This is a genomic window from Hymenobacter sp. 15J16-1T3B (genome assembly GCF_020711235.1).
Classification (GTDB): Bacteria; Bacteroidota; Bacteroidia; order Cytophagales; family Hymenobacteraceae; genus Solirubrum.
In genome coordinates this window covers 204,524-226,273 of the sequence record NZ_JAJFAV010000010.1, presented here as the reverse complement: position 1 = coordinate 226,273, position 21,750 = coordinate 204,524, and the positions used below count along the sequence as shown (strand labels likewise).

The following is a 21,750-nucleotide window of genomic DNA, read 5'->3' as shown; positions in this document are numbered from 1 at the left end:
TCGCATTAGCACCGCAGCACATTCGACCACATCAGCACACTACCTCCTTGCAGCTTACCGACCACATCCAGCACCTGGTCCGGGACCATGACTGCGTCATCATCCCGGACTTCGGCGGCCTGATTGCGGACTACGAGCCGGCCCGCCTGCACCCGGTCCGCCACACCCTGGCCCCGCCGGCCAAGCGCGTGGCCTTCAACCAAGCCCTGACCCGCAACGACGGCCTGCTGGTCGACACGGTGAGCCGCCGCCTGAGCTTGACGCCGGGCATGGCCCGCCAGCAGGTGCGCGACGCGGTGCAGCGCATGCAGCAGGAGCTGGAGGAGCAGCAGCGCACGGAATTGCCCGGTATTGGCATCTTCCGCCAGGCCCCTGGCCGGGGCCTCGACTTCGAATACACCGGGCACCAGAACCTGCTGCCGGCCAGTTTTGGCCTGCCTGAGCTGACCTCGCGCCCCGTGCGCGCCACCGATGCCCTGCTGGCCCGGGAGCGGGTACACCAAGCCCCGGTGCCCGCCTTGGCGCCGGCCCGCCGCCAGGCCCTGCGCCGCGTGCTCAACGGGGTGCTGAGCGTGGGTATTCTGGGTCTGGTGCTGTCGGCCAACGTGCAGGCAGTGCACAAACTGGGCTGGTGGCCCGACGGCTGGTGGCCCTACGCGCCGGCCGCCACGGCCAGCGCGCCGCAGGTGCGTCCGCAGGCCGCCAACCTCGCCGCCCAGCCCTGGACGGAAACCGCCGTGCCCGACGGCACTCCGGAAGACGCTCCGGAAATCAGCAAGCCCGCCGCGGCAGCACCCGCGGCCGTGGCCGCACCGGCAAAGGTCGCTGCAACCCCGGCGGCGGGCACTGCGTCCGTTGCTGCAGCTACCAAGGCTGCGGTGGAAGGCCGCAAGGCGGCCTCGCCTGTTGCGGTCAAACCAGCTGCCGTGGTGGCGGGCCGCAACACCGTATCGGGCGTGTCGAACCGCTGGTACGTGGTGAAGGCCACGTTCAACACCATGAGCGGGGCCCAGCAGGTGCAGAACAACTACGCCAGCAAAGGCGTGGCCGCCAAAATCCTGCTGCCGCGCTGGGGCCACCGCGGCGTCGTCAATACCAAGAAGTACCGCGTCACCGTTGCTGATTTCGCTGACAAGAAATCGGCCAACCAAAGCCTGCCCGCACTGAAGAAGCAGTTCGGCAACGAAATTCTGGTTTACCCTTACTAAGCATGCTCGCAACCCTGCTGCTGCAGACCGCTGTAGTCACCACCGACTCGACCGCCAACGCCGCCGCTGCCACGGCCGCCGCCCAGCCCTCCTCCATTTCGGTCATCGACCTGATCCTGAAGGGGGGCTGGATTATGTTTCCGATTTTCGCCCTCTCGCTGGTGTCGTTCTACATCATCATCGAGCGCTACATCACCATCCGCAAGGCCGCCGCGCTGCCCGACGGGTTCATGAACCAGATCCGGAACCTGATGGTAAAGGGCGACCTGCAGGGCGCCAAGATGCTCTCGGCCCAGACGGCCTCGCCGCTGGCGCGCATGATCGAGAAGGGCATCCGCCGCATCGGCCAGCCGCTGAAGGACATCGAAACCAGCGTGGAAAACGTGGGCAAGGTGGAAATTGCCCGCCTCGAAAAGAACATCAGCATCCTCGGCATCATTGCCGGCATTGCCCCGATGCTCGGCTTCGTGGGTACCATTGTCGGCGTAATCAACATCTTCTACGCCATTGCCTCGACCGGGGACTTCGGCATCGCCCAGATTTCGGGCGGTCTGTACACCAAGATGGTGACCTCGGCCGCCGGTCTGATCGTAGGCATGATTGCCCACATTGGCTACCACTGGCTCAGCATCATGGTCGAGCGCCTGGTGTTCCGCATGGAAAACTCGGCCATTGAGTTCATGGACATCCTTCAAGATAATTAGTGAAGTTGTGAACTTGTAAAGTTGTGAATGCCAGAACGTCAATTCACAACTTCACAAGTTCACAACTTCACCTTTCACGATATGGACCTCAGCCGCCGTCGTAAGCTTTCTTCGCACGTCGAGACCAGCTCGATGAACGACATCATGTTTTTCCTGATGCTGTTCTTCCTGATCGTGTCGACCATGGTGAACCCCAACGTCATCAAGCTCATGCTGCCCAATGCCCGTTCGGGCAAGCAGGCCATGAAGCAGCCCATTACCATTTCGGTGGACGCCAACGGGCAGTACTTCATCGACCGGCAGCCGGTAACCGCCACCGAACTCGAAGCCGACTTGGGCCGCCGCGTGCAGGGTTTGGAAAGCCCCACCGCCGTGCTGCGCGTCGACAAGTCGCTGAACGTGCAGAAACTGGTCGACATCCTGGAAATCGGCAACCGGCTCAAGATCAAGATGGTCATGGCCACCGCGGCCGAATCGGGCAAATAACCCGGCCGCCGCAGCAACCTGGCCCGACCCTTGCCCCGGTGCGCTGAACCCCAGCCGCACCGGGGCGCGTTGTTTACAAGCCGCCGGCCCGTGCGGCCTTAACCGGCTCCACGGGCCAACTTCACTAACTCACTCAGTCACTAAATCACCGCTGTCATGGCTGAATTTCGTCACGAGCACCGCCGCGAAGCCCTGATTGGCACCATTGCGTTTCACGCGCTGCTGGCGCTGCTGTTTCTCTTCATCGTCTTCAAAAACCCGCCCGACAGCATTGCCGAAATGGGCGACGGCGGCGGCGTGGAGCTGAACTACGGCATGGACCAAGTGGGCAGCGGCGACGTGCAGACCTCGGCCCCGGCCAACGAGTCGCCCAACCGGGAGGACTCCAAGCCGCCGGCCCAGCAACCCGACCCCGAGCCCCAGCAGGCCAGCACCCCCACGCCGCCCACGCCCGCCGAGGACGTGCAGGAAAAGGTGGTGACCAGCGAGGCGGAGGAAAACGACGTGAAGATTCCGCCGGTGGACAAGCCCACGCCGCGCCCCCGCGAGGAGCCCATGCGCGAGCCGGTGAAGGAGCCGGAGCCGGAAAAGCCCAAGGTCAACCAGCGCGCCATCTTCACCCCGCGCGGGGCCACGGCCAACACCGGTGGCAACGGCGTGAACGGCTCGAGTGACGCGCCCTCGGGCAACAACAACGGCGACAACCCCGGCACCGTGGGCGACAAAGGCGACCCGCGCGGCACCTACACCGGCAAAGCCTACTCCGGCGACCCGGGCAGCGGCGGCGGCTCGGGCGGCGGCGACGGCGACGGGTTCGTGGGCGGCGGCTGGGCCTTCGCCGCGACGCCCAAGCCCGAAGCCGTGGACAACCAGAACGGCTACCTGCGCTTCAAAATCAAAATCAGCGCGGACGGCGAAATCGAGTCGGTGGACAAAGTCGCCGGCAATATGTCGGCCGAGCAGGTGCGCATCTGCCGCAGCCTGATTCAGGAGCGGTTCGGGGTGCGCAAGCTCAAGGCCGAGGCCGGGCCCGCCACGGGCTTCTTTACCTTTCGCTTCAAGGTGGAATAACCGCCGCTCAACTCGCTTCTGGGCAAAAGCTCACGCCGCTGGTCGGAATTCTCCGGCCCGCGGCGTTTTTTTGCACCCTGATTTCCTCGCCATGACCTACCAGCAAACCCTCGACTTTCTTTACGGCCAGCTGCCGATGTTTCAGCGGGTGGGCGCCGCCGGCTTCAAGGATGGGCTGGTGGGCGTGCAGAAGCTGGTGGCTGCTATGGGCCACCCGGAAAACAAGTTTCGCAGCGTGCACGTGGCCGGCACCAACGGCAAGGGTAGCAGCTCGCACCTGCTGGCCGCCATGTTGCAAAGCGCGGGCTACCGTACCGGCCTCTACACCTCGCCGCACCTGCGCGAGTTCACCGAGCGCATCCGCCTGAATGGCCGTGAGCTGACGCCCGAGTACCTGGTGGCCTGGGTGGCGCGCTGGCGCGGGCTGTTTGAGGAAGTGCAGCCGTCCTTCTTCGAAATGTGCGTGGCCCTATGCTACGACTACTTCACCGCCGAGCAAGTGGATATTGCCATCATCGAAGTGGGCCTGGGCGGGCGGCTGGATTCCACCAACATCATCACCCCGCTCGTCTCGCTCATCACCAACATCAGCTACGACCACCAAGCCATCCTAGGCGACACGCTGCCCAAGATTGCCGCCGAAAAAGCCGGCATCATCAAGCCCGGCGTGCCAGCCGTGGTCAGCCAGACCCAGTCCGAGGTGCAGGCCGTGTTCGAGCACACCGCCGCCGAGCGCGCCGCGCCGCTCACCTTCGCCGATACCCGCTACCGCGCCGAGCTGCTGCGCGACGAGCCCGCCGCGGCCAGCCAATACCTGCGCCTGTGGCGCGACGGAGCGGTGTGGCTGGATGAGGTGGAGCTGGCCCTGGTGGGCGACTACCAGCGGCTGAACCTGCCCGGCGTGCTGGCCACCGTGGAGGAGCTGCGCCGCCAGGGCTTCGGCATCACCGACGAGCATATCCGCCAGGGCCTGCGCCAGGTGCGCGAGCTGACCGGCCTGCGGGGCCGCTGGCAGGTCATCGGCCGCCGGCCGCTCACCATCTGCGACACGGGCCACAATGAGGCCGGCATCCGGCTAGTGGTGCAGCAGCTGAGTCGGCTGCGCTACGAGCGCCTGCACGTGGTGCTGGGCATGGTGGCCGACAAAGACCTGGGCAAGGTGCTGGCCCTGCTGCCGCGGGAGGCCACGTATTATTTTTGCGCAGCGGGCATTCCGCGGGCGCTGCCGGCGACTGAGTTGGCGGCGCAGGCGGAGGGCCACGGCCTGCGCGGCCCGGTCTGCGGCTCGGTGGCCGAGGCCCTGGCCGAAGCGCGGCGGCAGGCCGGGCCCGAGGACGTCATCTTTGTCGGCGGCAGCACCTTTGTGGTGGCGGAAGTGCCCGACCTGTACGAGGCCGAAACCGGGCCTGAAACCGCGGCTTAGCAGCGGGCGGTGTAGGGCAGAGGGCAGGGGCCACCGCAAAACCTGCCGCCAACCCGGGTTACCCCGCTAACAATGCAAGCAGCGGCGCGTCGCCCGAGCCGCACGCCCACCTCACCACCTTCACAAGTTCACAACTTCACCTTTGTAAATGGGTCGAATCAAACTCAAGCGCTTTGCCGAAAATGCCCAGCGGGCCGACATTGTCGAGCCGGGCAAGGACACCTTCGGGGCGCTGCGCGGCCGCTGGCAGGCCGATTTTTTCAAAAACGACCACCCCATCACCCTGGAAATCGGCTGCGGCAAGGGCGAGTACACCGTGGGTATGGCCGAGCGCTATACGGAGCGCAACTTCCTCGGCCTCGACATCAAGGGGGAGCGGATGTACCGCGGCAGCAAGCTGGCCGAGGAGAAGGGCCTGACGAACGTGGGCTTTCTGCGCATGCAGGCCGAAAAGTTGCTGGAGCACTTCGGCCCCGGCGAGCTGGACGAGCTCTGGATAACCTTCCCCGACCCGCGCCCGCGCCTGGGCGACACCAAGCGCCGCCTCACCGCCCCGCGCTTCCAAGAGCTGTACCGCCAGATCTTGCGCCCCGGCGGCCTGGTACACCTCAAAACCGACTCCGAGCTGCTCTTCGACTACACCCTGGAGCTGCTGCAGGAGCGCCAGGCTCCCGATCTGGTCTTTACCAAGGACCTCTACCAGACCACCGGTCTGCTGCCGCACGCGTACGACATCCAGACGACCTACGAGCGGAAGTACCGTGCGCTGGGCGTGCCCATCAAGTACCTGCACTTTTCCTTCGGACCGGAGCCCGTGGCCCTCACCACGGAATAAGCTCCGATCCGCCATTTACCCGTCGGCGTCTTGCCGGCGTTGCTCTCTTCAACCCGCCTATATGCGCCAACCGCCCATCGTCACCCTGCCGCTGTTTGCCGAGTTGGATCGGCTGCTGCTCGACTTGCTGCGCACGCTCACGCCCGACGAGTGGGAGCGGCCGACGCTGGCCCCGCGCTGGCGGGTGATGGACGTGGCCCTGCACCTGCTCGACGGCAACTTGCGCACGCTCTCCATGCTGCGCGACGGGCACTTCGGCGTGGCGCCCACCGGCGACATGAGCACCCACAGCGGCCTGGTGGAGTTCCTCAACCAGCTCAACGCCGACTGGATTGCGGCCACCCGCCGCCTGAGTCCGGCCGTGGTCACGTGGCTGCTGGAGCTGAGCGGCCGCGAGTACGCCGCGTTTCTGCAGACGCTCGACCCCTGGGCGCCGGCCGCTTTTGCCGTGGCCTGGGCCGGCGAGGCCGAGTCGGCGAACTGGTTTCACGTGGCCCGGGAATACACCGAGAAGTGGCACCACCAGCAGCAGATTCGCCAGGCCATAGGCCGCGGCGAAGACGTGCTGCTGGCCCCGGCCCTTTACGAGCCCTACCTGCAGACGTCCATGCGCGCCCTGCCGCACCACTACCGCACGGTGCTGGCCCCCGAGGGTACCCAGTTGCGCGTGCGCCTGAGCGGCCCCGCGCCCGGCGAGTGGCAGCTCGAGCGCACCGCCGACCACTGGGCGCTGACGCCCGAGCGCCCCACGCCCGATGCCACCGTCACCATCGACGGGGAAGTTGCCTGGCGCCTGTTCAGCAACGAACTGGACCCCGCGGAGGCCGCCCGCCACGTGCACACCGAGGGCGAGCAGTGGCTGGGGGAAAAAATCCTGGACCTGGTGGCGGTGATGGTGTAACCAAAGAGCCGGCTGGCCGAACGGTCAAAAGTGAAGCCGGGCAGAGTTAAATAAGCGACGCGGCCCTTTCCTGCCAGGAAAGGGCCGCGTCGTTACAAATCAGTTTCTCAAGGAAAGCGCACGCGCGCCTGCTTCGCCATCAATCCACTTCCAGCTCCTCGAACACGGTTTCCATCTCGCTGAAGTCGCGCACGCCGGGGCGGATTTCGTCGCCGCCTTCCAGCACCAGGCCGCGGGGCTGCACCGCGTCGAGCAGCTGGCGCACCGAGCCGGTGGCAAAACCGGGCGCCAGCCAGATGGGGTAGGCGCGGGCCTGCTCGGCCAAGCGCGTGAGCTGGGCATCGGTGAGGGGCTGCGGGGGCAACTCGGCAAACACGAAGCCGGCCGTGAACGGGGCCAGCTGCTGGAAGCGGCGGTCCACGTCCTCGGGCAGCATGTCCGGAATCCAGCCCGTGAGCAGCCAGGCGGGCAGGGCCAGTTCCTCCATTTCCTCGGCCGTGCGCAGCCCGTGCAGCAGCACTGCGTGCAGGCCGCACTGCTTGGCCAGCGCGTTGATTTGTTCGGCCGGCATCGGGCCGAACTCGCCGATCAGCTCCACGCCGGCCACCCAGCCGCTCAGCTCCTGCACCAGTTCGGGCGTGACGGCACCCGGCAGGGCCGGGTCGAGGCGAAACGTGAGGTAATCGGCGCCCATGCCGGCGCAGTAGCGCGCGTCGGACAGGTTGTTGATGCCGCGAACCAGAACGGAAGTCAGAAGAGCCAAGGCGGTGAAGTTGTGAAGTTATAAAGTTGTGAAGGGCGAATTATAGCTGGTGTGCGAAACGCGGGCCGGGCCGCTCTTCGCACCTTCACAAATTCACCATTTCACCTTTGAGCCCGCGAAGGTAGGAAACCCGAAGCGGGCTTCCGGTGTTACCTTTGCCATTCGGCCGGGAACTTTGACCTCCCGGGCGCTCCGCTATGACCGTAGAAACTACTCCCGGCGCCGGCTCGAAAGGCCGCGTCCTCGTCGCAATGAGCGGCGGCATTGATTCATCCGTAGCCGCGGTGCTGCTGCACGAGCAGGGCTACGAAGTGGTCGGAATGACCATGAAAACCTGGGACTACGCCTCCGCCGGCGGCTCCAAGAAAGAAACCGGCTGCTGCTCGCTCGATAGCATCAACGACGCGCGCGACGTGGCCGTGCAGCTGGGCTTCCCGCACTTCATCATCGACATCCGCAACGAGTTCGGCGGCCACGTCATCGACGACTTCGTGGAGGGCTACCTCGCGGGCCGCACGCCCAACCCCTGCGTGCTCTGCAACACCCACATCAAGTGGGACGCCTTGCTGCGCCGCGCCGACCAGCTCGGCTGCCAGTACATTGCCACCGGCCACTACGCCCAGGTGCGCGAGGAAAACGGCCGCTACGTCATCACCAAGGGCCTCGACGAGGGCAAAGACCAGTCGTACGCCCTCTGGGGCGTGTCGCAGGAAAGCCTGGCGCGCACCATCTTCCCGCTGGGCCAGCTGCGCAAGTCGGAAATCCGCCAGCTGGCCACCGACCGCGGCTTCATGGAGCTGGTGAACAAGCCCGAGAGCTACGAAATCTGCTTTATCCCCGACAACGACTACCGCGGCTTCCTCAAGCGCCGCGTCGAGGGGCTGGAGGAGCGCGTGGCCGGCGGCAAGTTCGTGCTGACCGACGGCTCGGTGGTGGGCGCCCACGAGGGCTACCCGTTCTACACCATCGGGCAGCGCAAAGGCCTGGGCGTGACCCTGGGCTACCCGGCCTACGTGGTGGAAATTCGCCCGGAAACCAACGAAGTCGTGCTCGGCAACTTCGACGAGCTGGCCCGCACCGCCACGGTGGTAGGCCGCCTGAACATGGGCAAGCACGCCTCGCTGGCGGGCCGCGGGCTGGTGCCGGCCGTCACCAAGGTGCGCTACAACCACGGCGGGGCCGCCTCGTTCCTCGAAGAGAAAGACGGAAAAATGTACGTTTACTTTCCCGAGCCCGTACACGCCATTGCCCCGGGCCAGGCCGCCGTATTCTACGACGGGCTGGACGTGCTGGGCGGCGGCTGGATCGAGCGCAGCCCCGCCGGGCTGACCGCACCCAGCCTGCCGGTGGTGGGCCGCGCCGGGGTACCGGCTTAAGTTGAGTTGTTAGCCTAGCTATGATGCGTCGTTTAGCTTCCCTTGCGGCCGGCCTGCTGGCCGGTCTGGCCCTGGTGGCCTGCGAAAACACCAGCGAAGCGCCCGCCGAATCGGGCAAGGATTACTACCCGCTGAAGGTAGGGGCCGAGCGCGTTTTCGACGTGGTGGACCGCAGCTATACCAACAACCGCCCCACGGAGGTCCGCTCGCAGGTGCGCGAGCAGCTGACGGAAACCTACCGGGACGCGGCCGGCGCGCTGACCTACAAGCTGGTGCGCTCCTCGCGGGCCACGGCCAGCGCGGCCTGGCGCGTCGACAGCGTGCAGACGCTCACGGTGAATGCGCAGAACCTGCTGCTCACGCGCAGCAACTGGCGCACCGTGGAGCTCATCTTCCCGGTGCGCGAAGGCGGCGAGTGGAACAAGAACGCCTTCAACGACCGCGACACGCTGGTGGCCGTCAACCGCCGCTACCAGGACGTGGGCGCCGGCTTCGTGGCCGGCACGCGCAGCTACGACAACACGCTGACGACCTTCGACGACGACCCGAACCGCAACAACATCTACTACGAGTACACCACGCGGCAGGTGTACGCCAAGGGCGTCGGGCCGGTGCTGCGCGAGTCGCTGGCCCTGAACTACTGCCAGGGCACCGGCGGCACGGCCTGTCAGATCGGGGAGAAGTACATCGTCTCGGGCAAGACGCACACCGAGACGCTGGTGCAGTAGCCCCCGCTGTTTATCTTGCAAGCCCCGGCCCCCGCGCCGGGGCTTGTTGTTTGTACCCGATTGCCGTATCCGTTATGATGTCGCGTGTTTTAACCACGGTCGGGCTGTTGAGCCTGGCCGCCTGCACCCACACCGCCGAGCCGCCCCCGCCCGCCGGCACCGATTACTACCCGCTAACGGTGGGCGCCGAGCGCATTTACGCCGTGCAGGATACCGTCATTACCAACAACCGCACGGTGTCGGCCCTCAGCTCGCAGGTGCGCGAGCAGCTGACGGAAACCTACCGGGACGCGGCCGGCGCGCCCACCTACAAGCTGGTGCGCTCCTCGCGGGCCACGGCCGCCGACGTCTGGCACGTCGACAGCGTGCAGACGCTGACCCGGCAGGCCCAGGCGCTGCTGCTCACGCGCAGCAACCGCCGCACCGTGGAGCTGGTGTTTCCGGTGCGCAGCGGGGCCGAGTGGGACAAGCACGCGTTCAGCCAGCTTGGCGCCGTGGGCAGCTTCGCCTTGCCCAACAGCCGCTACGAAGCCGTGGACGAAGCCCGCCGCGTGGGCGGGAGCAGCTACGAGCACACCATCACCACCTACTCCTTCGACGGGGTGGAGGGCGACGTAAACCACCAGCGGGAGCTGCGGCAGGTCTACGCCCAGGGCGTCGGGCCGGTGCTGCGCGTGGCCCGGCAGCTCGATTACTGCGAGCCCAACCACGGCTGCCCGGTGGGCGTGGGCTACGTGACCAGCGGCCGCATTCACCGCGAAACCCTGCTGCCCTGACCTGCCGGCGCTGGTAGCCAGCGGGCCGAGTTCGGGGACGGTGCGCGGGCGGCGTTGATTGAGTATCTTGCCCAACCCATTCCTTTCGCCCGTTTACATGCGTCTTTTTTCCCTCGGACTGGTGCTGGCGGCCCTGGCGGTGGCCGCCCCGGCGGCCCAGGCCCAAAGCAGCCCCGCGCAGCGGCACCTGGTGTATTTCCGCGACAAAACCGGCACGCCCTACAGCGTCGCGCAGCCGCAGGCCTTTCTCTCGGCCCGCTCGGTGCAGCGCCGCACGCGCCAGGGCATTGCCGTGCTCCCGCGCGACCTGCCGGTGACGCCCGCCTACGCCACGCAGGTGCGCAACACGACCGGCGTGCGCCTGCTCTACACCTCGCGCTGGTTCAACGCCGCAGTAGTGGAGTGCGACGCCGCCGCCCTGGCCCGCCTGCAGGCCTTGCCCTTCGTGCGCAGCGCCACCACCCTGAACCGCCCCGCCCCGGCGCCCGTCCCGGCCCCGCCCGTCGCGCAGCAGGCCGCGCCGGCCGCCGCGCGCACCGCCGCCACCGCGGCTGACTACGGCCTGGGCTACTGGCAAGCCCAGATGCTCGGGGCCGTGAGCATGCACAACGCCGGCTACCGGGGCGAGGGCATGCAGATTGCCGTGTTTGATGCCGGCTTTCCGGGTGCCGACCAGATGGCGGCCTTCGCCTCGCTGCGGCAGGAGGGGCGCCTGCTGAGCACCTTCGACTTCGTCGACAAGGACCGGGGCGTGTTCGAGAAGAACTACCACGGCACGCTCACGCTCTCGACGCTGGCGGCCAACCAGCCGGGCTACTTCGTCGGCACGGCGCCCAAGGCCAGCTACCACCTGTGCATCACCGAGGACGTGTCCTCGGAGCACCCGGTGGAGGAAGCCAACTGGTTGATTGCGGCTGAATACGCCGATTCGCTCGGCGTGGACGTCATCAGTTCCTCGCTGGGCTACACCACGTTTGACCCGCCGTCTACCGACCATACCTACAGCGAGCTGAACGGGCGCACCGCCATTGCCAGCCGCGCCGCCACCGTAGCCGCCCGCGTGGGCATGCTCGTGTTCAACTCCGCCGGCAACGACGGGGGCGGCAGCTGGCAGTACATCGGCGCCCCGGCCGACGCCGACTCGGTGCTGACAGTGGGCGCGGTGGATTCGCTCTTGGTGCGCGGCGGCTTCAGCTCCATCGGCCCCACCGCCGACGGGCGCATCAAGCCCGACCTCTCGGCCCGGGGCGTGCTGGCCTATGGCCTGGCGCCCAGCAACGGCATCCTGCAGGGCAACGGCACGTCCTACGCCTGTCCCATTCTGGCGGGCATGGGCGCCGGCTTCTGGCAGGCCAACCCCACGCTCACGGCCCAGCAGGTGCGCCAGTACCTGCGCAGCAGCGGCACCCAGGCCAGCAACCCCGACAACCTCGTGGGCTACGGCGTGCCCAACTTCGTGCGGGCCTACAACCTGGCCAACCCCGGCGCCCCGCTGGCCGCCGGCGCCCCGCGCAACCCCGCCGACGAGCTGGGCGTGTTTCCGAACCCCGCCGGCTCGGCGCTGACCCTGCAGCTGCCCGAGGCCTTCCGCCGCCAGGCCCTGCGCGTGACGGTGCGCGACAGCCGCGGAGCCCTGGTCAGCGAGCAGCGCCTGCCCGCCCCGGGCCAGGAGCACGTGCCGCTGCAACTTCCCGCCCTGCGCGCCGGGGCCTACACCTGCACGGTGGAAGCCGGCGGCCAAGCCCGCACGGTGCGCTTTGTGCGGCAGTAACCCCTCAGTCGCCTTGCTGCTCTCATTGACCCCTTCCGCTCGCGCAGCGGGAGGGGTTTTTTATGCAGGATGTTTGCTAATAATTTTGGTTTGCTAAAAATATTGGGTATCTTTAAACCGTATTGCAGAACCATTCAAGCACAGCGCATCATGCTTCAACTGATGACCACCAAGCGAATTGGCCGGCGCCAATTCCACTTCACCGTCCAAGGCGGCTCCTTCCACGAAGTCGTGGCCGAGTACGACCGATTGAGCTTCCCCGACGTGGCCGCCTGCGGCCTCTGCGGCTCCGATAACCTGGATCTGACCTCGCGCGTGGCCCAGGACAAATTCAAGTACACCTCCGTCAAGTGCCTGGACTGCCGCGGCGACCTGACCTTCGGCAAGATGCAGCGCGACGACCAGACCGTATTCCTGCGCCGGCGCGAGTCGGGCGAGCTTGACTGGCAGGCCTGGAAAAAGGGCGAATAAGCGCCACTAGCACTAAGCGTAATTAAGCAGTACCTGTGACGGGTTCGAGCGCATCGATTCAATAAGGCAAACCCGGCCGGCGGGGCAGTGGTGAGAACCCCGGCGGCCGGCACCAATTCCGGTGAATTATGGGTTGACGGCGGCCCGGTCATACTGCATGACCGGGCCGTTCGTTTGGGGCCGTAGCCTCCTGTGCGGCCTGGGCTTAGGCGGTGCCAGCAAATAGCGGCGCGCCAGTGCCCCGGCTGCGGTGCCATTGCGCGGCCTTGCCCTGCAGCTCTACCAAAAACCACCGTACGCGCGGGCTGAGCGCATCCATTGCCTTATCTGCCAAACCTGTTCCACGTTGCCTGTTACTTGTTACGCCATTGCCTAATTTCGCGGTCATGAGCACCACTCCCCGCCGAATCACTCCCTTGCTGGCTCCGTCCTTGCTGGCCGCCGACTTTGCCAACCTGCAGGCCGAAACCGAGCGTCTGGCCGGCAGCGCCGCCGACTGGTTGCACTGCGACATCATGGACGGCCGCTTCGTGCCCAATATTTCCTTCGGCATCCCGGTGCTCCAGGCCATTCACCGCCACGCCCAGCAGCCCTTGGACGTGCACCTGATGATCGAAGAGCCGCAGAACTACCTCGAGGCCGTGCGCGACGCCGGTGCCGCGGGCATCACCGTGCACTACGAAGCTTGCCCGCACCTGCACCGCGTGCTGCAGCAGATCAAGAAGCTCGGCTGCCGCGCCGGCGTGGCCTTGAACCCACATACCCCGGCCTGGGTGCTGCAGGACATTGCCCAGGACGTGGACCTGGTTTGCGTGATGTCGGTGAACCCCGGCTTCGGCGGGCAAAGCTTTATTCCGCATACCCTGCAGAAAGTGGCCGAGCTGAAAGAATTGCTCACCGACGCGGGCTCCGAGGCGCTGATCGAAGTGGACGGCGGGGTGAACGAGCAAAACCTGCTGCCGCTGGTGGAAGCCGGTGCCGACGTGCTGGTGGCCGGCTCGTTCGTGTTCAACGCCCCCGATCCGGTGGCCACCCTGGCCGAGCTGCGCGCCCAACTCAACGGCCTGTTTACCGCCGCCGATTAATGAGGAAACGTCGACCCTCGTTCTGGCCCACCGTCACGGTGCGGGCCCTGCTGCTGGCCGCGCCGGCCGCCGCTGCCCCCGCCGCCGCGCAAGCCCAGCAACCCGCCGGCCGGGTGGAGCTGCGCGGCACCGTGCGCGACGCCGCCGGGCAGCCCGTGGAGCAGGCCTCCGTGTCGGTGGAAGGCCTGCCCGGCGGCACCAGCACCGACGAGGCCGGCCGCTTCCGCCTGAGCGTCGCCCGGCCGGCCGGCAACTCGCTGACGCTGGTGGTGCAGCGCCTGGGCTACGCGACGAGCCGGCGCACCGTGACGGCGCGGGAACTAGCCGACGGCTCCGCCGAGCTCAGCCTGAGCTTGCAAACCAGCACCCGCGCCCTCGACAACGTGACCGTGCGCGGGCAGCGCGGGGTGGACACGCGCGAGCAAATCAGCCTGACCACGCTGGAGCCGCGCTCGGCCAAGGAGATTCCCTCGACCTTCGGCGACTTCAACGCCATCCTGAAAACGCTGCCGGGCGTGCAGTCGACCAACGAACTGACGAGCACCTACTCGGTGCGCGGCGGCAACTACGACGAAAACCTGGTCTACGTCAACGGCATCGAGATTTACCGGCCGTTTCTCGTCACGCAGGCCCAGCAGGAAGGCCTGAGCTTCGTCAACCCCGATCTGGTCGAAAAGGTAGAATTTTCCTCGGGCGGCTGGCAGCCGCGCTTCGGCGACAAGCTCTCCTCGGTGCTCAACATCGAGTACAAGCGGCCCACCCAGCGCGGGCTGACGGCCACGGCCAGTTTGGTGGGCGGGGCCCTGAGCTACGAAAACGTGTCGAAATCGGGCCGGGTGAGCTACCTGGGCGGGGTACGCTACAAAAACGCGCAGTACGTGCTGCGCTCCTTGCGCCAGCAGAGCGGGGCCTATAACCCCACGTTTGCCGACGGGCAGCTCTACGTCAACATCGGCCTGGGCCCCAAGGACGACCTGCAGAAAACCAGCCTGGGCGTGCTCGGCTCCTGGGCCCACAACAACTACCGCTTCGCCCCGCAGTCGGGGCAGGTCACGTTCAGCACCGGCACCAACCAGTTTCAGCGCCTCTTCATCTACTACGACGGGCACGAGCGGATGCAGTACGACACCTACCAGGGCGGGCTGAACCTGACGCACCACTTCACCCCGAAGCTGACCGGGGAGCTGATCGGCGGCGGGCTCATCACCCGCGAGTACGAGCTGCGCGACGTAGAGGCCGCTTACCGCCTGGCCGACATCAACCGCGACCCGAACTCCCCGGACTTCAACCAGGCCGTGCGCCAGCGCGACGTGGGCTCCCGCTTCGACCACTCGCGCAACCGCCTCGCCGCCTGGATCGGCACCGTGGAAGCCCGCGCCACCTACCACCCGGCCCCGCGGCACGAGCTGCGCTTCGGCGTGAAGGGCGGCCGGGAACACGTGGACGACCGCCTCGACGAGTACGCCTTCACCGACTCGGCCGACTACGTGCCGGCCAAACGTTTCACCCGCCTGCAAACGCAGCTGGATCTGACCTCGACCCGCGTGCAGGGCTACGGGCAGCACACCTGGCGGCTGGACTCGCTCAAAACCGTGACCTACGGCGTGCGCCTGCACTACTGGTCGGTGAACGAGCAGCTGACGGTGAGCCCGCGGGTGCAGTTTTCGGCCCGCTCGCGCCGCCACCCCAACGTGTCGTATAAGGCCGCGACGGGGCTGTACTACCAGCCGCCGTTCTACCGGGAGCTGCGCAACCAACGGGGCGTGCTCAACCCCGAACTGCGGGCCCAGCGCTCCGTGCACTTCATCGCGGGCACCGAGTACAACTTCAAGAACTGGGGCCGGCCCTTCAAGCTCACCGGCGAAGCCTACTTCAAGTACCTGACCGACGTCATCCCGTACGACGTGGACAACGTGCGCCTGCGCTACTTCGCCAAGAACATGGCCACGGCTTACGCCGCGGGCGTGGACGGGCGCCTGAGCGGGGAGTTCGTGCGCGGGGCCGAGTCGTGGTTTAGCCTGGGCGTGCTCACCACCCGCGAAAACCTGCAGGGCGACTCGCTGACCATCTACGACGCGGACGGCAAACAAATCGGCAAAAAGGAGAAAGGCTACATCCGCCGCCCCTCGGACCAGCGTGTGAACCTGGGTATTTTCTTTCAGGACCACTTGCCGAACAACCCCTCGGTGCGCGGCTACGTGAACTTCGTGTTCGGTTCCGGGCTGCCCTTCAGCCCGCCCGATGTGCCCGAGCTGCGCGGCACTAGCAAGCTCACCCGCAGCTACAAGCGCGTGGATTTGGGCTTTTCCAAGGTGCTGAGCTTGCGTACCATCCGCTCCAGCAAGTTCTACCAGCCCGAAAGCCTGTGGATGGGTCTGGAAGTGCTCAACGTGCTGGCGGCCAACAACGTGGCTGGCTACAGCTACATCCAGGACCTGAACGGGGCCACCTACGGCGTGCCCAACTACCTCTCGCAGCGCGTGGTGAATCTGCGCATCATTGCCCGGTTCTAACAGCCGCTATGCCGCGTGCCCGTTCCGGATTCCGGGGCGGGCACGCGTTGGTATAGAGCGGAAGGCCGTCTGTCGTGGGCACCACGTGCCGGAGGAGGCGAAACCGACTAGTAACGTCAGCGGCGGCCGGCCTGCGCCCGGATGCGGCTGATGGTTTCGGGCGTCACGCCGAGGTAAGAGGCCAGGTGCTTGAGCGGCACGCGCTGCAGTACCTCCGGAAAGGCGCGCACCAGCTGCTCGTAGCGCTGCTCGGCCCGCAGCAGGCGCAGCTGCTGGGTGCGCTGCTCGCTGAGCACGTAGTAGTGCTCGGTGAGCAGCCGGCCCACGTAGTTGAACTCCGGAAAGTCGCGGTAGAGCTGCTGCAGCTGCTCGTAGCTGACGGAGTAGAGCACGCTGTCTTCGAGCAGCTCCATAAACTCCTGCGAGACGGTGCGGGTGAGGAAGCTGACGATGGAGATGAGAAAGTCGCCCTCGCGCATAAACCAGGTGTTGGCCTCGCGCCCCTCGTGCAGGTAGTATCCCCGCGCCAGCCCGCTCTCGACAAAGTAAATCCGATTGGCCACCTGCCCCGGGGCCAGCAAGGCGCGCCGGGCGGGCAGCTCCTCGCGCCGCATCAGTTCGGTGATGGATGCCAGGCAAGCATCGGAGAGCGGGTAGAGGGCCCGCAGGCGGGCGAGCAGCGCATCCATAGGCAACGAGCGAAAACCGAACCTTCAGCGGGCCAAACAAACGCCCACCGCCCCAAAAGTCCGGAATTACCGGCTCTTGGGGCGGTGGGCAGGCTGCGGAGCTGCGGCCTGGCAGGGGCTAGTAGGCCTTCGACTGCCACTGCGTGAGGGCCACTTTCATGCCCGGCAGCTGGTTTTTGAATTTGTCGTCGTCCTTGTCGCCGGCCTTGATGGCGCGGCGGGCGGCCTCCACGGCCGAGAGGTAGTCCTCTTTCTGGGCCATCAGGCGGGCTTTCAGCCAGAGGTTGGTGTAGCTTTCGTTCAGCTCGATGGCGCGGTTGATGTACTTCAGCGCCAGCTCGCCCTCGATTTGGTTCTGGATGAGGTAGTCGGCCGCGCCGGCCAGCAGCTGCGGGTCGTTGGGCGTTTTGGCCACGGCGGCCTGCATGCTCTGCAGCACTTTGGCGTGCACGTTGGTGCGGATAAACACCGAAATGGTCTTGGTTTCCCAGGAAAGGTTCAGGCGCGCCGCGTTAGGGCGCACGTCCGAAAACCAGTAGTGCAGGGACTCGCGCATGGGCGTGGTTTCGGGCAGCACCGGTACGCGCAGCACGTCGTCCTCGGCCTTGTAGCCCTCGTTGCCCCAGTGGTTGGTGACTTTGTTGAGGATGAACTGCCAGTCGTGGTCGGCCGAGGGCAGCACGTACAACGAGTACGTACCCGCCGATACCGGTTTGCCGCTGATGCGCACCGAGTCGGAGAAGGTGATGAGCGTGTTTTCGTTGGCGCCGGCCCGCCACACCTGCTCGTAGGGCACCAGCTGCCCCCACACCTTGCGGTTTTTCACCCCGGGAGTGTGGTAGTCCACCGTCACGTCGGTCAGGCCGACGGTCTGCGTCACCACGGCGTGCGGGCTGGCCTGGGGCTGCACGAATTGCTGGGCGTGGACTTCGGCCGCGCCGAGACAGGCGGCCAGGATCAGGCAAAGAAAGCGGGACATAGCGGGTGCAGTGGGTGTGTTCGTAACGAGGCAGTTCGAAAGAAAAGTGCCAAGATACGACAGCGGGGGCGCTTGGGGGTTTAATTCACATGATCATGTGAGCGGCTGAAGCCGTGACCAACTGCGCGTTAGAGCCCGAAAAAAATACGGCAATGGCAATTCCGCGGGCGGATTATTTCGGTATTTGATTTTCCCGCGTACCTTTGCCCGCAGAATTCCCAAAATCCCGCATGTCCCTCGTCGCCTCGTTGCGCTTTTCGTTGTCGCCGGCCGTCCCGCATTGGGGTGCCGCGGCCGGGCATGCCGGTCATCATCACCACCATTCCTCCCCGGGAGAGGAATAATTACGTATAGGCGTTCGGCTACGGTCCGAACCTACGTCGCCCCGCCGGTTTTGGCCCCTTGCCGCTGACAGCAGCGCCGCTTCGGACTTCGGCCCCCTGTTGATGATGTTTTCGACAACCGCTCGGCCTGCCCAGTGCCCGCCGGCGTTGTTTCCCGCTTTTCCCTTCTTCCCATGATTCGTCTGGCCATCCAGAAATCTGGTCGTCTGAGCGAGGACTCCCTCTCGCTCATCCGCGAATGCGGCATTGGCTTCCTGAGCTCCTCCTACAAGCTCAAAACCGAAGCCACCAACTTCCCCCTGGAAATCCTCTTCCTGCGCGACGACGACATTCCCGGCTACGTGCAGGACGGCGTGGCCGACCTGGGCATCGTGGGCCAGAACGTGCTCGTCGAAGCCGGCCTGCCCCAGCTCGAAGTCGAGCCGCTGGGCTTCAGCAAGTGTCGCCTCTCGCTGGCCGTGCCCCGCGGGGAGGCCTACACCTCGGTGGCCGACCTGCAGGGCAAGAACATTGCCACCTCGTACCCGCAGATTCTGGGCAACTACCTCGCCGGCGAAGGCGTGCAGGCCCAGTTGCACACCATCAGCGGCTCGGTGGAAATTGCCCCGAGCATCGGCCTGGCCGATGCCATCTGCGACATCGTCTCGTCGGGTTCCACCTTGCTCGGCAACGGGCTGCGCGAAGTCGAAACCGTGTTCCGCTCCGAGGCCGTGCTCATTGCCAGTCCTCAGCTCACCGACGAGAAGCAGCGTTTGCTCGACCAGCTGCGCTTCCGCATGCAGGCCGTGCGCCGCGCCCGCCGCAACAAGTACATCCTGCTCAACGCCCCCGAAGCTGCGCTGCCCGCGGTGAAGGCCCTGCTGCCGGGCATCAAGTCGCCCACGGTGACGCCGCTGGCCGAGGCCGGCTGGGTGTCGGTGCAGTCGGTGGTCAACGAGGACGACTTCTGGCACATCACCGACCAGCTCAAGGCCGTCGGCGCCGAAGGCATCCTGGTGCTGCCCATCGAGAAGATGATTGCCTAATGCTAATGTGCGGAATGCGGTGAATGTGAAACATGGGCGGAAAGCGGTTCTGGTAGCGTAGTCGACCGGAACTACCCCCGACGCCTTTTCACATGAACCCACCTTCGCGAAGCGCAGCCCATTTTCACATTCAACGTGATGCAACGATTCAATTATCCCGCCCCCAGCGAGTGGGCGGCTTTGCAGCAGCGCCCGGCCCAGGCCGAGGCCGCCGAGGTCGAGCAGCGGGTGCGCGCCATCTTCGACGACGTGCGCCGGCGCGGCGACGAGGCCCTGCGCCACTACGCCGCCGCCTTCGACGGGGCCGCACTGACGGACTTGCGGGTGTCGGCCCCGGAGCTGGCCGCGGCCGCCGCGCAGGTGCCGGCCGAACTGCAGGCCGCCATCCGGCAGGCCCGCCACAACATCGAGCGGTTTCACGCGGCCCAGCGCGAAGCCGAGCTGCGCCTCGAAACCATGCCCGGCGTGGAGTGCTGGCGCCGCCCAGTGCCGGTGCAGCGCGTGGGCCTCTACATTCCCGGGGGCACGGCGCCGCTGTTCAGCACCCTGCTCATGCTGGGCGTGCCCGCCCGTTTGGCCGGCTGCCCCGACATCGTGCTGTGCACGCCGCCCGCCAAGGACGGCTCCGTCAACCCCGTCATCCTCTTCACCGCCGCCGAGCTGGGCATTGACACCATCATCAAGGCCGGCGGCGCGCAGGCCGTGGCGGCCCTGACCGGCGGCACCGAATCCGTGCCGGCCGTCGACAAAATTTTCGGGCCCGGCAACCGCTACGTAACGGCGGCCAAGCAGCTGGCTGCCCAGCGCGGCGTGGCCATCGACATGCCGGCGGGGCCGTCGGAGGTGCTCGTCATTGCCGACGAATCGGCTAACCCGGTGTTTGTGGCGGCCGACTTGCTCAGCCAGGCCGAGCACGGCCCGGATTCGCAGGTGGTGCTCTTGTCAAACTCGGCGCGGGTGCTCGACGCCGTGGTGGCCGAGGTGCAGCGGCAGGTGCAAGAGCTGCCCCGGCAGCAGGTGGCCGCGCAGGCCCTGCAGGAAAGCCGGGCCATTTTGCTCCGGGATTCCGACCAGATGCTGCAGTTCTCGAACCAGTACGCGCCCGAGCACCTGATCCTGGCCGTGGACAACGCGGACGAGCTGGCCGCCGGCGTGCGCAGCGCCGGCTCGGTGTTCCTGGGCCACCTCACGCCAGAGGCCGCCGGCGACTACGCCTCCGGCACCAACCACACGCTGCCCACCAACGGCTACGCCCGCAACTACAGCGGCGTCTCGCTCGACTCCTTTGTCAAGAAAATCACCTTTCAGCGCATTACCGCCGCGGGCCTGCGGGCCGTGGGCCCCGTGGTCGAAACCATGGCCGAGGCCGAGGGCCTGCGCGCCCACGCCCGCGCCGTGACGCTGCGCCTGGAAGCCATTCAGTAAGCAACGATACCTCGGCGGCCGCGGCGCGCATTGGCCGCCGCTGGGCTGCCCGGCGTATTGATAACGGATCATTGCACCCCATGAACCTCGACGACCTTATCCGGCCCAACGTACGGGCCATGAAACCTTACGCCTCGGCCCGCGACGAATTTCAGGGCACGGCGCAGGTCATGCTCGACGCGAACGAGAACAGCCTGGGCTCGGCCGGCGGGCAGGCCTTCAACCGCTACCCCGACCCGCTGCAGCGCGCCGTCAAGGCCGAAGTGGCCCGGCTCAAGCAGGTCCGGCCCGAGCAGATTTTCCTCGGCAACGGCTCCGACGAAGCCATCGACCTGCTGCTGCGCCTGACCTGCGTGCCCGGTCAGGACAGCATCCTGATCTTGCCGCCCACCTACGGTATGTACGAAGTGGCCGCCAATCTCAACGACGTGGCCATTGAGCGCGTGCCGCTGACGGCCGACTTCCAGCTTTCCGACGACGCTATAGATAAGGTGTTGGCTTCCGACGCCAAGCTGGTGTTCATTTGCTCGCCCAACAACCCCACCGGCAACCTGCTCCACGCCGCGGCGGTGGAGCGTATCCTGCGCGGCTTCCGGGGCCTGGTCGTGGTCGACGAAGCCTATATCGACTTTGCGGCCGCGCCCAGCTGGACCACGCGCCTGGCCGAGTTTGCCAACCTGGTGGTGCTCCAGACCTTCTCCAAGGCCTGGGGCCTGGCCGGGCTGCGCCTGGGCATGGCCTTTGCCTCGCCGGCGCTGATTGGTTACCTCAACAAAATCAAGCCGCCCTACAACGTGTCGGAAACCACCCAGCAGCACGCGCTGGCCGGGCTGGCCGACACCGGTGGTTTCGAGCAGATGCGCCGGGAGCTGCTGGCCGAGCGCGGGAAGCTGGCGGCGGCGCTGCCCGCCGTGGGCATCGTCGAGCACGTATTTCCGTCCGACGCCAACTTCCTGCTCGCGCGCTTCCGCCCCGATGCCACCGCCGTGTACGACTACCTGCTCGGGCGCGGCATCGTGGTGCGCAACCGCACCACCCAGCCCGGCTGCGCCGGCTGCCTGCGCCTGACGGTGGGCACGCCCGCCGAAAACGAGCAGATGCTCGCGGCCCTGCGCCAGTTTCCCGGCTAAGCCGCCCGGCCCGGATCATTTACTTACGCTATTCCCGCGAAGCCCGG

20 protein-coding genes are annotated in these 21,750 nt (G+C 66.5%); 17 read left to right on the top strand and 3 right to left on the bottom strand.

What is annotated here, in order from left to right:
• The 7 genes from LJ737_RS17730 to LJ737_RS17700 all read left to right on the top strand — a co-directional run.
• Positions 1-1,208: HU domain-containing protein (locus tag LJ737_RS17730; protein ID WP_227768084.1), on the top strand; the 1,208-nt coding region annotated here is incomplete at its 5' end.
• A 2-nt stretch (positions 1,209-1,210) separates the two neighbouring features.
• Entirely contained in the window at positions 1,211-1,912 is a 702-nt protein-coding gene (locus LJ737_RS17725) for a MotA/TolQ/ExbB proton channel family protein (protein WP_227768083.1), read from the top strand.
• Between the two features lie 81 nt (positions 1,913-1,993).
• Entirely contained in the window at positions 1,994-2,398 is a 405-nt protein-coding gene (locus LJ737_RS17720) for an ExbD/TolR family protein (protein ID WP_111476790.1), read from the top strand.
• 156 nt (positions 2,399-2,554) lie between these two features.
• Complete coding sequence (locus LJ737_RS17715; RefSeq protein WP_227768082.1) at positions 2,555-3,469, top strand: hypothetical protein; 915 nt, start codon at positions 2,555-2,557, stop codon at positions 3,467-3,469.
• Between the two features lie 91 nt (positions 3,470-3,560).
• Entirely contained in the window at positions 3,561-4,892 is a 1,332-nt protein-coding gene (locus tag LJ737_RS17710; RefSeq protein WP_227768081.1) for a bifunctional folylpolyglutamate synthase/dihydrofolate synthase, read from the top strand.
• 148 nt (positions 4,893-5,040) lie between these two features.
• A complete protein-coding gene (gene trmB, locus LJ737_RS17705) occupies positions 5,041-5,727 on the top strand; it encodes a tRNA (guanosine(46)-N7)-methyltransferase TrmB (RefSeq protein ID WP_227768080.1) in 687 nt (228 codons plus the stop codon).
• A 61-nt stretch (positions 5,728-5,788) separates the two neighbouring features.
• Positions 5,789-6,628, top strand: coding sequence for a maleylpyruvate isomerase N-terminal domain-containing protein (locus tag LJ737_RS17700; protein ID WP_227768079.1), 840 nt, complete (start codon positions 5,789-5,791; stop codon positions 6,626-6,628).
• 139 nt (positions 6,629-6,767) lie between these two features.
• Here LJ737_RS17700 and LJ737_RS17695 read toward each other — a convergent pair whose 3' ends face one another.
• Positions 6,768-7,391 (bottom strand): beta/alpha barrel domain-containing protein, encoded by a 624-nt coding sequence (locus LJ737_RS17695; protein WP_227768078.1) that lies wholly within the window; start codon positions 7,389-7,391, stop codon positions 6,768-6,770.
• 197 nt (positions 7,392-7,588) lie between these two features.
• On the opposite strand from LJ737_RS17695, the gene mnmA reads away from it, so the two are divergent.
• The 7 genes from mnmA (at position 7,589) to LJ737_RS17660 (ending at position 16,111) form a co-directional block, all read left to right on the top strand.
• The gene (gene mnmA / locus LJ737_RS17690; RefSeq protein ID WP_227768077.1) at positions 7,589-8,767 is read left to right on the top strand and encodes a tRNA 2-thiouridine(34) synthase MnmA; all 1,179 of its coding nucleotides are present in this window, start codon (positions 7,589-7,591) and stop codon (positions 8,765-8,767) included.
• A gap of 20 nt (positions 8,768-8,787) precedes the next feature.
• A complete protein-coding gene (locus LJ737_RS17685; RefSeq protein ID WP_227768076.1) occupies positions 8,788-9,495 on the top strand; it encodes a hypothetical protein in 708 nt (235 codons plus the stop codon).
• A 74-nt stretch (positions 9,496-9,569) separates the two neighbouring features.
• Entirely contained in the window at positions 9,570-10,271 is a 702-nt protein-coding gene (locus LJ737_RS17680; RefSeq protein WP_227768075.1) for a hypothetical protein, read from the top strand.
• 97 nt (positions 10,272-10,368) lie between these two features.
• A complete protein-coding gene (locus tag LJ737_RS17675; RefSeq protein ID WP_227768074.1) occupies positions 10,369-12,042 on the top strand; it encodes a S8 family serine peptidase in 1,674 nt (557 codons plus the stop codon).
• A gap of 150 nt (positions 12,043-12,192) precedes the next feature.
• Positions 12,193-12,513: a hypothetical protein gene (locus LJ737_RS17670; RefSeq protein ID WP_111476799.1), complete on the top strand. Its 321-nt coding sequence runs from the start codon at positions 12,193-12,195 to the stop codon at positions 12,511-12,513.
• A 386-nt stretch (positions 12,514-12,899) separates the two neighbouring features.
• Entirely contained in the window at positions 12,900-13,598 is a 699-nt protein-coding gene (gene rpe / locus LJ737_RS17665; RefSeq protein ID WP_227768073.1) for a ribulose-phosphate 3-epimerase, read from the top strand.
• Positions 13,598-16,111 carry a TonB-dependent receptor gene (locus LJ737_RS17660; RefSeq protein ID WP_227768072.1) on the top strand — a complete coding sequence of 838 codons (2,514 nt, stop codon included), beginning with the start codon at positions 13,598-13,600 and terminating at the stop codon, positions 16,109-16,111. Before rpe ends, LJ737_RS17660 begins: the two co-directional genes overlap by 1 nt.
• 116 nt (positions 16,112-16,227) lie before the next feature.
• Here the strand turns inward: LJ737_RS17660 and LJ737_RS17655 are convergent, their stop codons facing one another.
• Together LJ737_RS17655 and LJ737_RS17650 are read right to left on the bottom strand one after the other, a co-directional pair.
• Positions 16,228-16,800, bottom strand: coding sequence for a Crp/Fnr family transcriptional regulator (locus tag LJ737_RS17655; protein ID WP_227768071.1), 573 nt, complete (start codon positions 16,798-16,800; stop codon positions 16,228-16,230).
• Positions 16,801-16,918: 118 nt separating this feature from the next.
• Positions 16,919-17,779 (bottom strand): DUF2911 domain-containing protein, encoded by an 861-nt coding sequence (locus LJ737_RS17650; RefSeq protein ID WP_227768070.1) that lies wholly within the window; start codon positions 17,777-17,779, stop codon positions 16,919-16,921.
• A gap of 517 nt (positions 17,780-18,296) precedes the next feature.
• Between LJ737_RS17650 and hisG the strand changes: the two genes are divergently transcribed.
• The 3 genes from hisG (at position 18,297) to hisC (ending at position 21,703) form a co-directional block, all read left to right on the top strand.
• Positions 18,297-19,148, top strand: coding sequence for an ATP phosphoribosyltransferase (hisG, locus tag LJ737_RS17645; protein WP_227768069.1), 852 nt, complete (start codon positions 18,297-18,299; stop codon positions 19,146-19,148).
• A gap of 138 nt (positions 19,149-19,286) precedes the next feature.
• Entirely contained in the window at positions 19,287-20,573 is a 1,287-nt protein-coding gene (gene hisD, locus LJ737_RS17640; protein WP_227768068.1) for a histidinol dehydrogenase, read from the top strand.
• Positions 20,574-20,653: 80 nt separating this feature from the next.
• A complete protein-coding gene (gene hisC, locus LJ737_RS17635) occupies positions 20,654-21,703 on the top strand; it encodes a histidinol-phosphate transaminase (protein WP_227768067.1) in 1,050 nt (349 codons plus the stop codon).
• Positions 21,704-21,750: the final 47 nt, after the last annotated feature.

Coding starts and splice junctions, on each gene's coding strand:
- LJ737_RS17675 (WP_227768074.1), top strand. CDS start 10,369: ATGCGTCTTTTTTCCCTCGGACTGGTGCTGGCGGCCCTGGCGGTGGCC.
- hisD (WP_227768068.1), top strand. CDS start 19,287: ATGCAACGATTCAATTATCCCGCCCCCAGCGAGTGGGCGGCTTTGCAG.
- LJ737_RS17715 (WP_227768082.1), top strand. CDS start 2,555: ATGGCTGAATTTCGTCACGAGCACCGCCGCGAAGCCCTGATTGGCACC.
- LJ737_RS17650 (WP_227768070.1), bottom strand. CDS start 17,779: ATGTCCCGCTTTCTTTGCCTGATCCTGGCCGCCTGTCTCGGCGCGGCC.
- hisC (WP_227768067.1), top strand. CDS start 20,654: ATGAACCTCGACGACCTTATCCGGCCCAACGTACGGGCCATGAAACCT.
- rpe (WP_227768073.1), top strand. CDS start 12,900: ATGAGCACCACTCCCCGCCGAATCACTCCCTTGCTGGCTCCGTCCTTG.
- LJ737_RS17725 (WP_227768083.1), top strand. CDS start 1,211: ATGCTCGCAACCCTGCTGCTGCAGACCGCTGTAGTCACCACCGACTCG.
- LJ737_RS17720 (WP_111476790.1), top strand. CDS start 1,994: ATGGACCTCAGCCGCCGTCGTAAGCTTTCTTCGCACGTCGAGACCAGC.
- LJ737_RS17655 (WP_227768071.1), bottom strand. CDS start 16,800: ATGGATGCGCTGCTCGCCCGCCTGCGGGCCCTCTACCCGCTCTCCGAT.
- LJ737_RS17660 (WP_227768072.1), top strand. CDS start 13,598: ATGAGGAAACGTCGACCCTCGTTCTGGCCCACCGTCACGGTGCGGGCC.
- LJ737_RS17670 (WP_111476799.1), top strand. CDS start 12,193: ATGCTTCAACTGATGACCACCAAGCGAATTGGCCGGCGCCAATTCCAC.
- LJ737_RS17685 (WP_227768076.1), top strand. CDS start 8,788: ATGATGCGTCGTTTAGCTTCCCTTGCGGCCGGCCTGCTGGCCGGTCTG.
- LJ737_RS17680 (WP_227768075.1), top strand. CDS start 9,570: ATGATGTCGCGTGTTTTAACCACGGTCGGGCTGTTGAGCCTGGCCGCC.
- mnmA (WP_227768077.1), top strand. CDS start 7,589: ATGACCGTAGAAACTACTCCCGGCGCCGGCTCGAAAGGCCGCGTCCTC.
- LJ737_RS17700 (WP_227768079.1), top strand. CDS start 5,789: ATGCGCCAACCGCCCATCGTCACCCTGCCGCTGTTTGCCGAGTTGGAT.
- hisG (WP_227768069.1), top strand. CDS start 18,297: ATGATTCGTCTGGCCATCCAGAAATCTGGTCGTCTGAGCGAGGACTCC.
- trmB (WP_227768080.1), top strand. CDS start 5,041: ATGGGTCGAATCAAACTCAAGCGCTTTGCCGAAAATGCCCAGCGGGCC.
- LJ737_RS17710 (WP_227768081.1), top strand. CDS start 3,561: ATGACCTACCAGCAAACCCTCGACTTTCTTTACGGCCAGCTGCCGATG.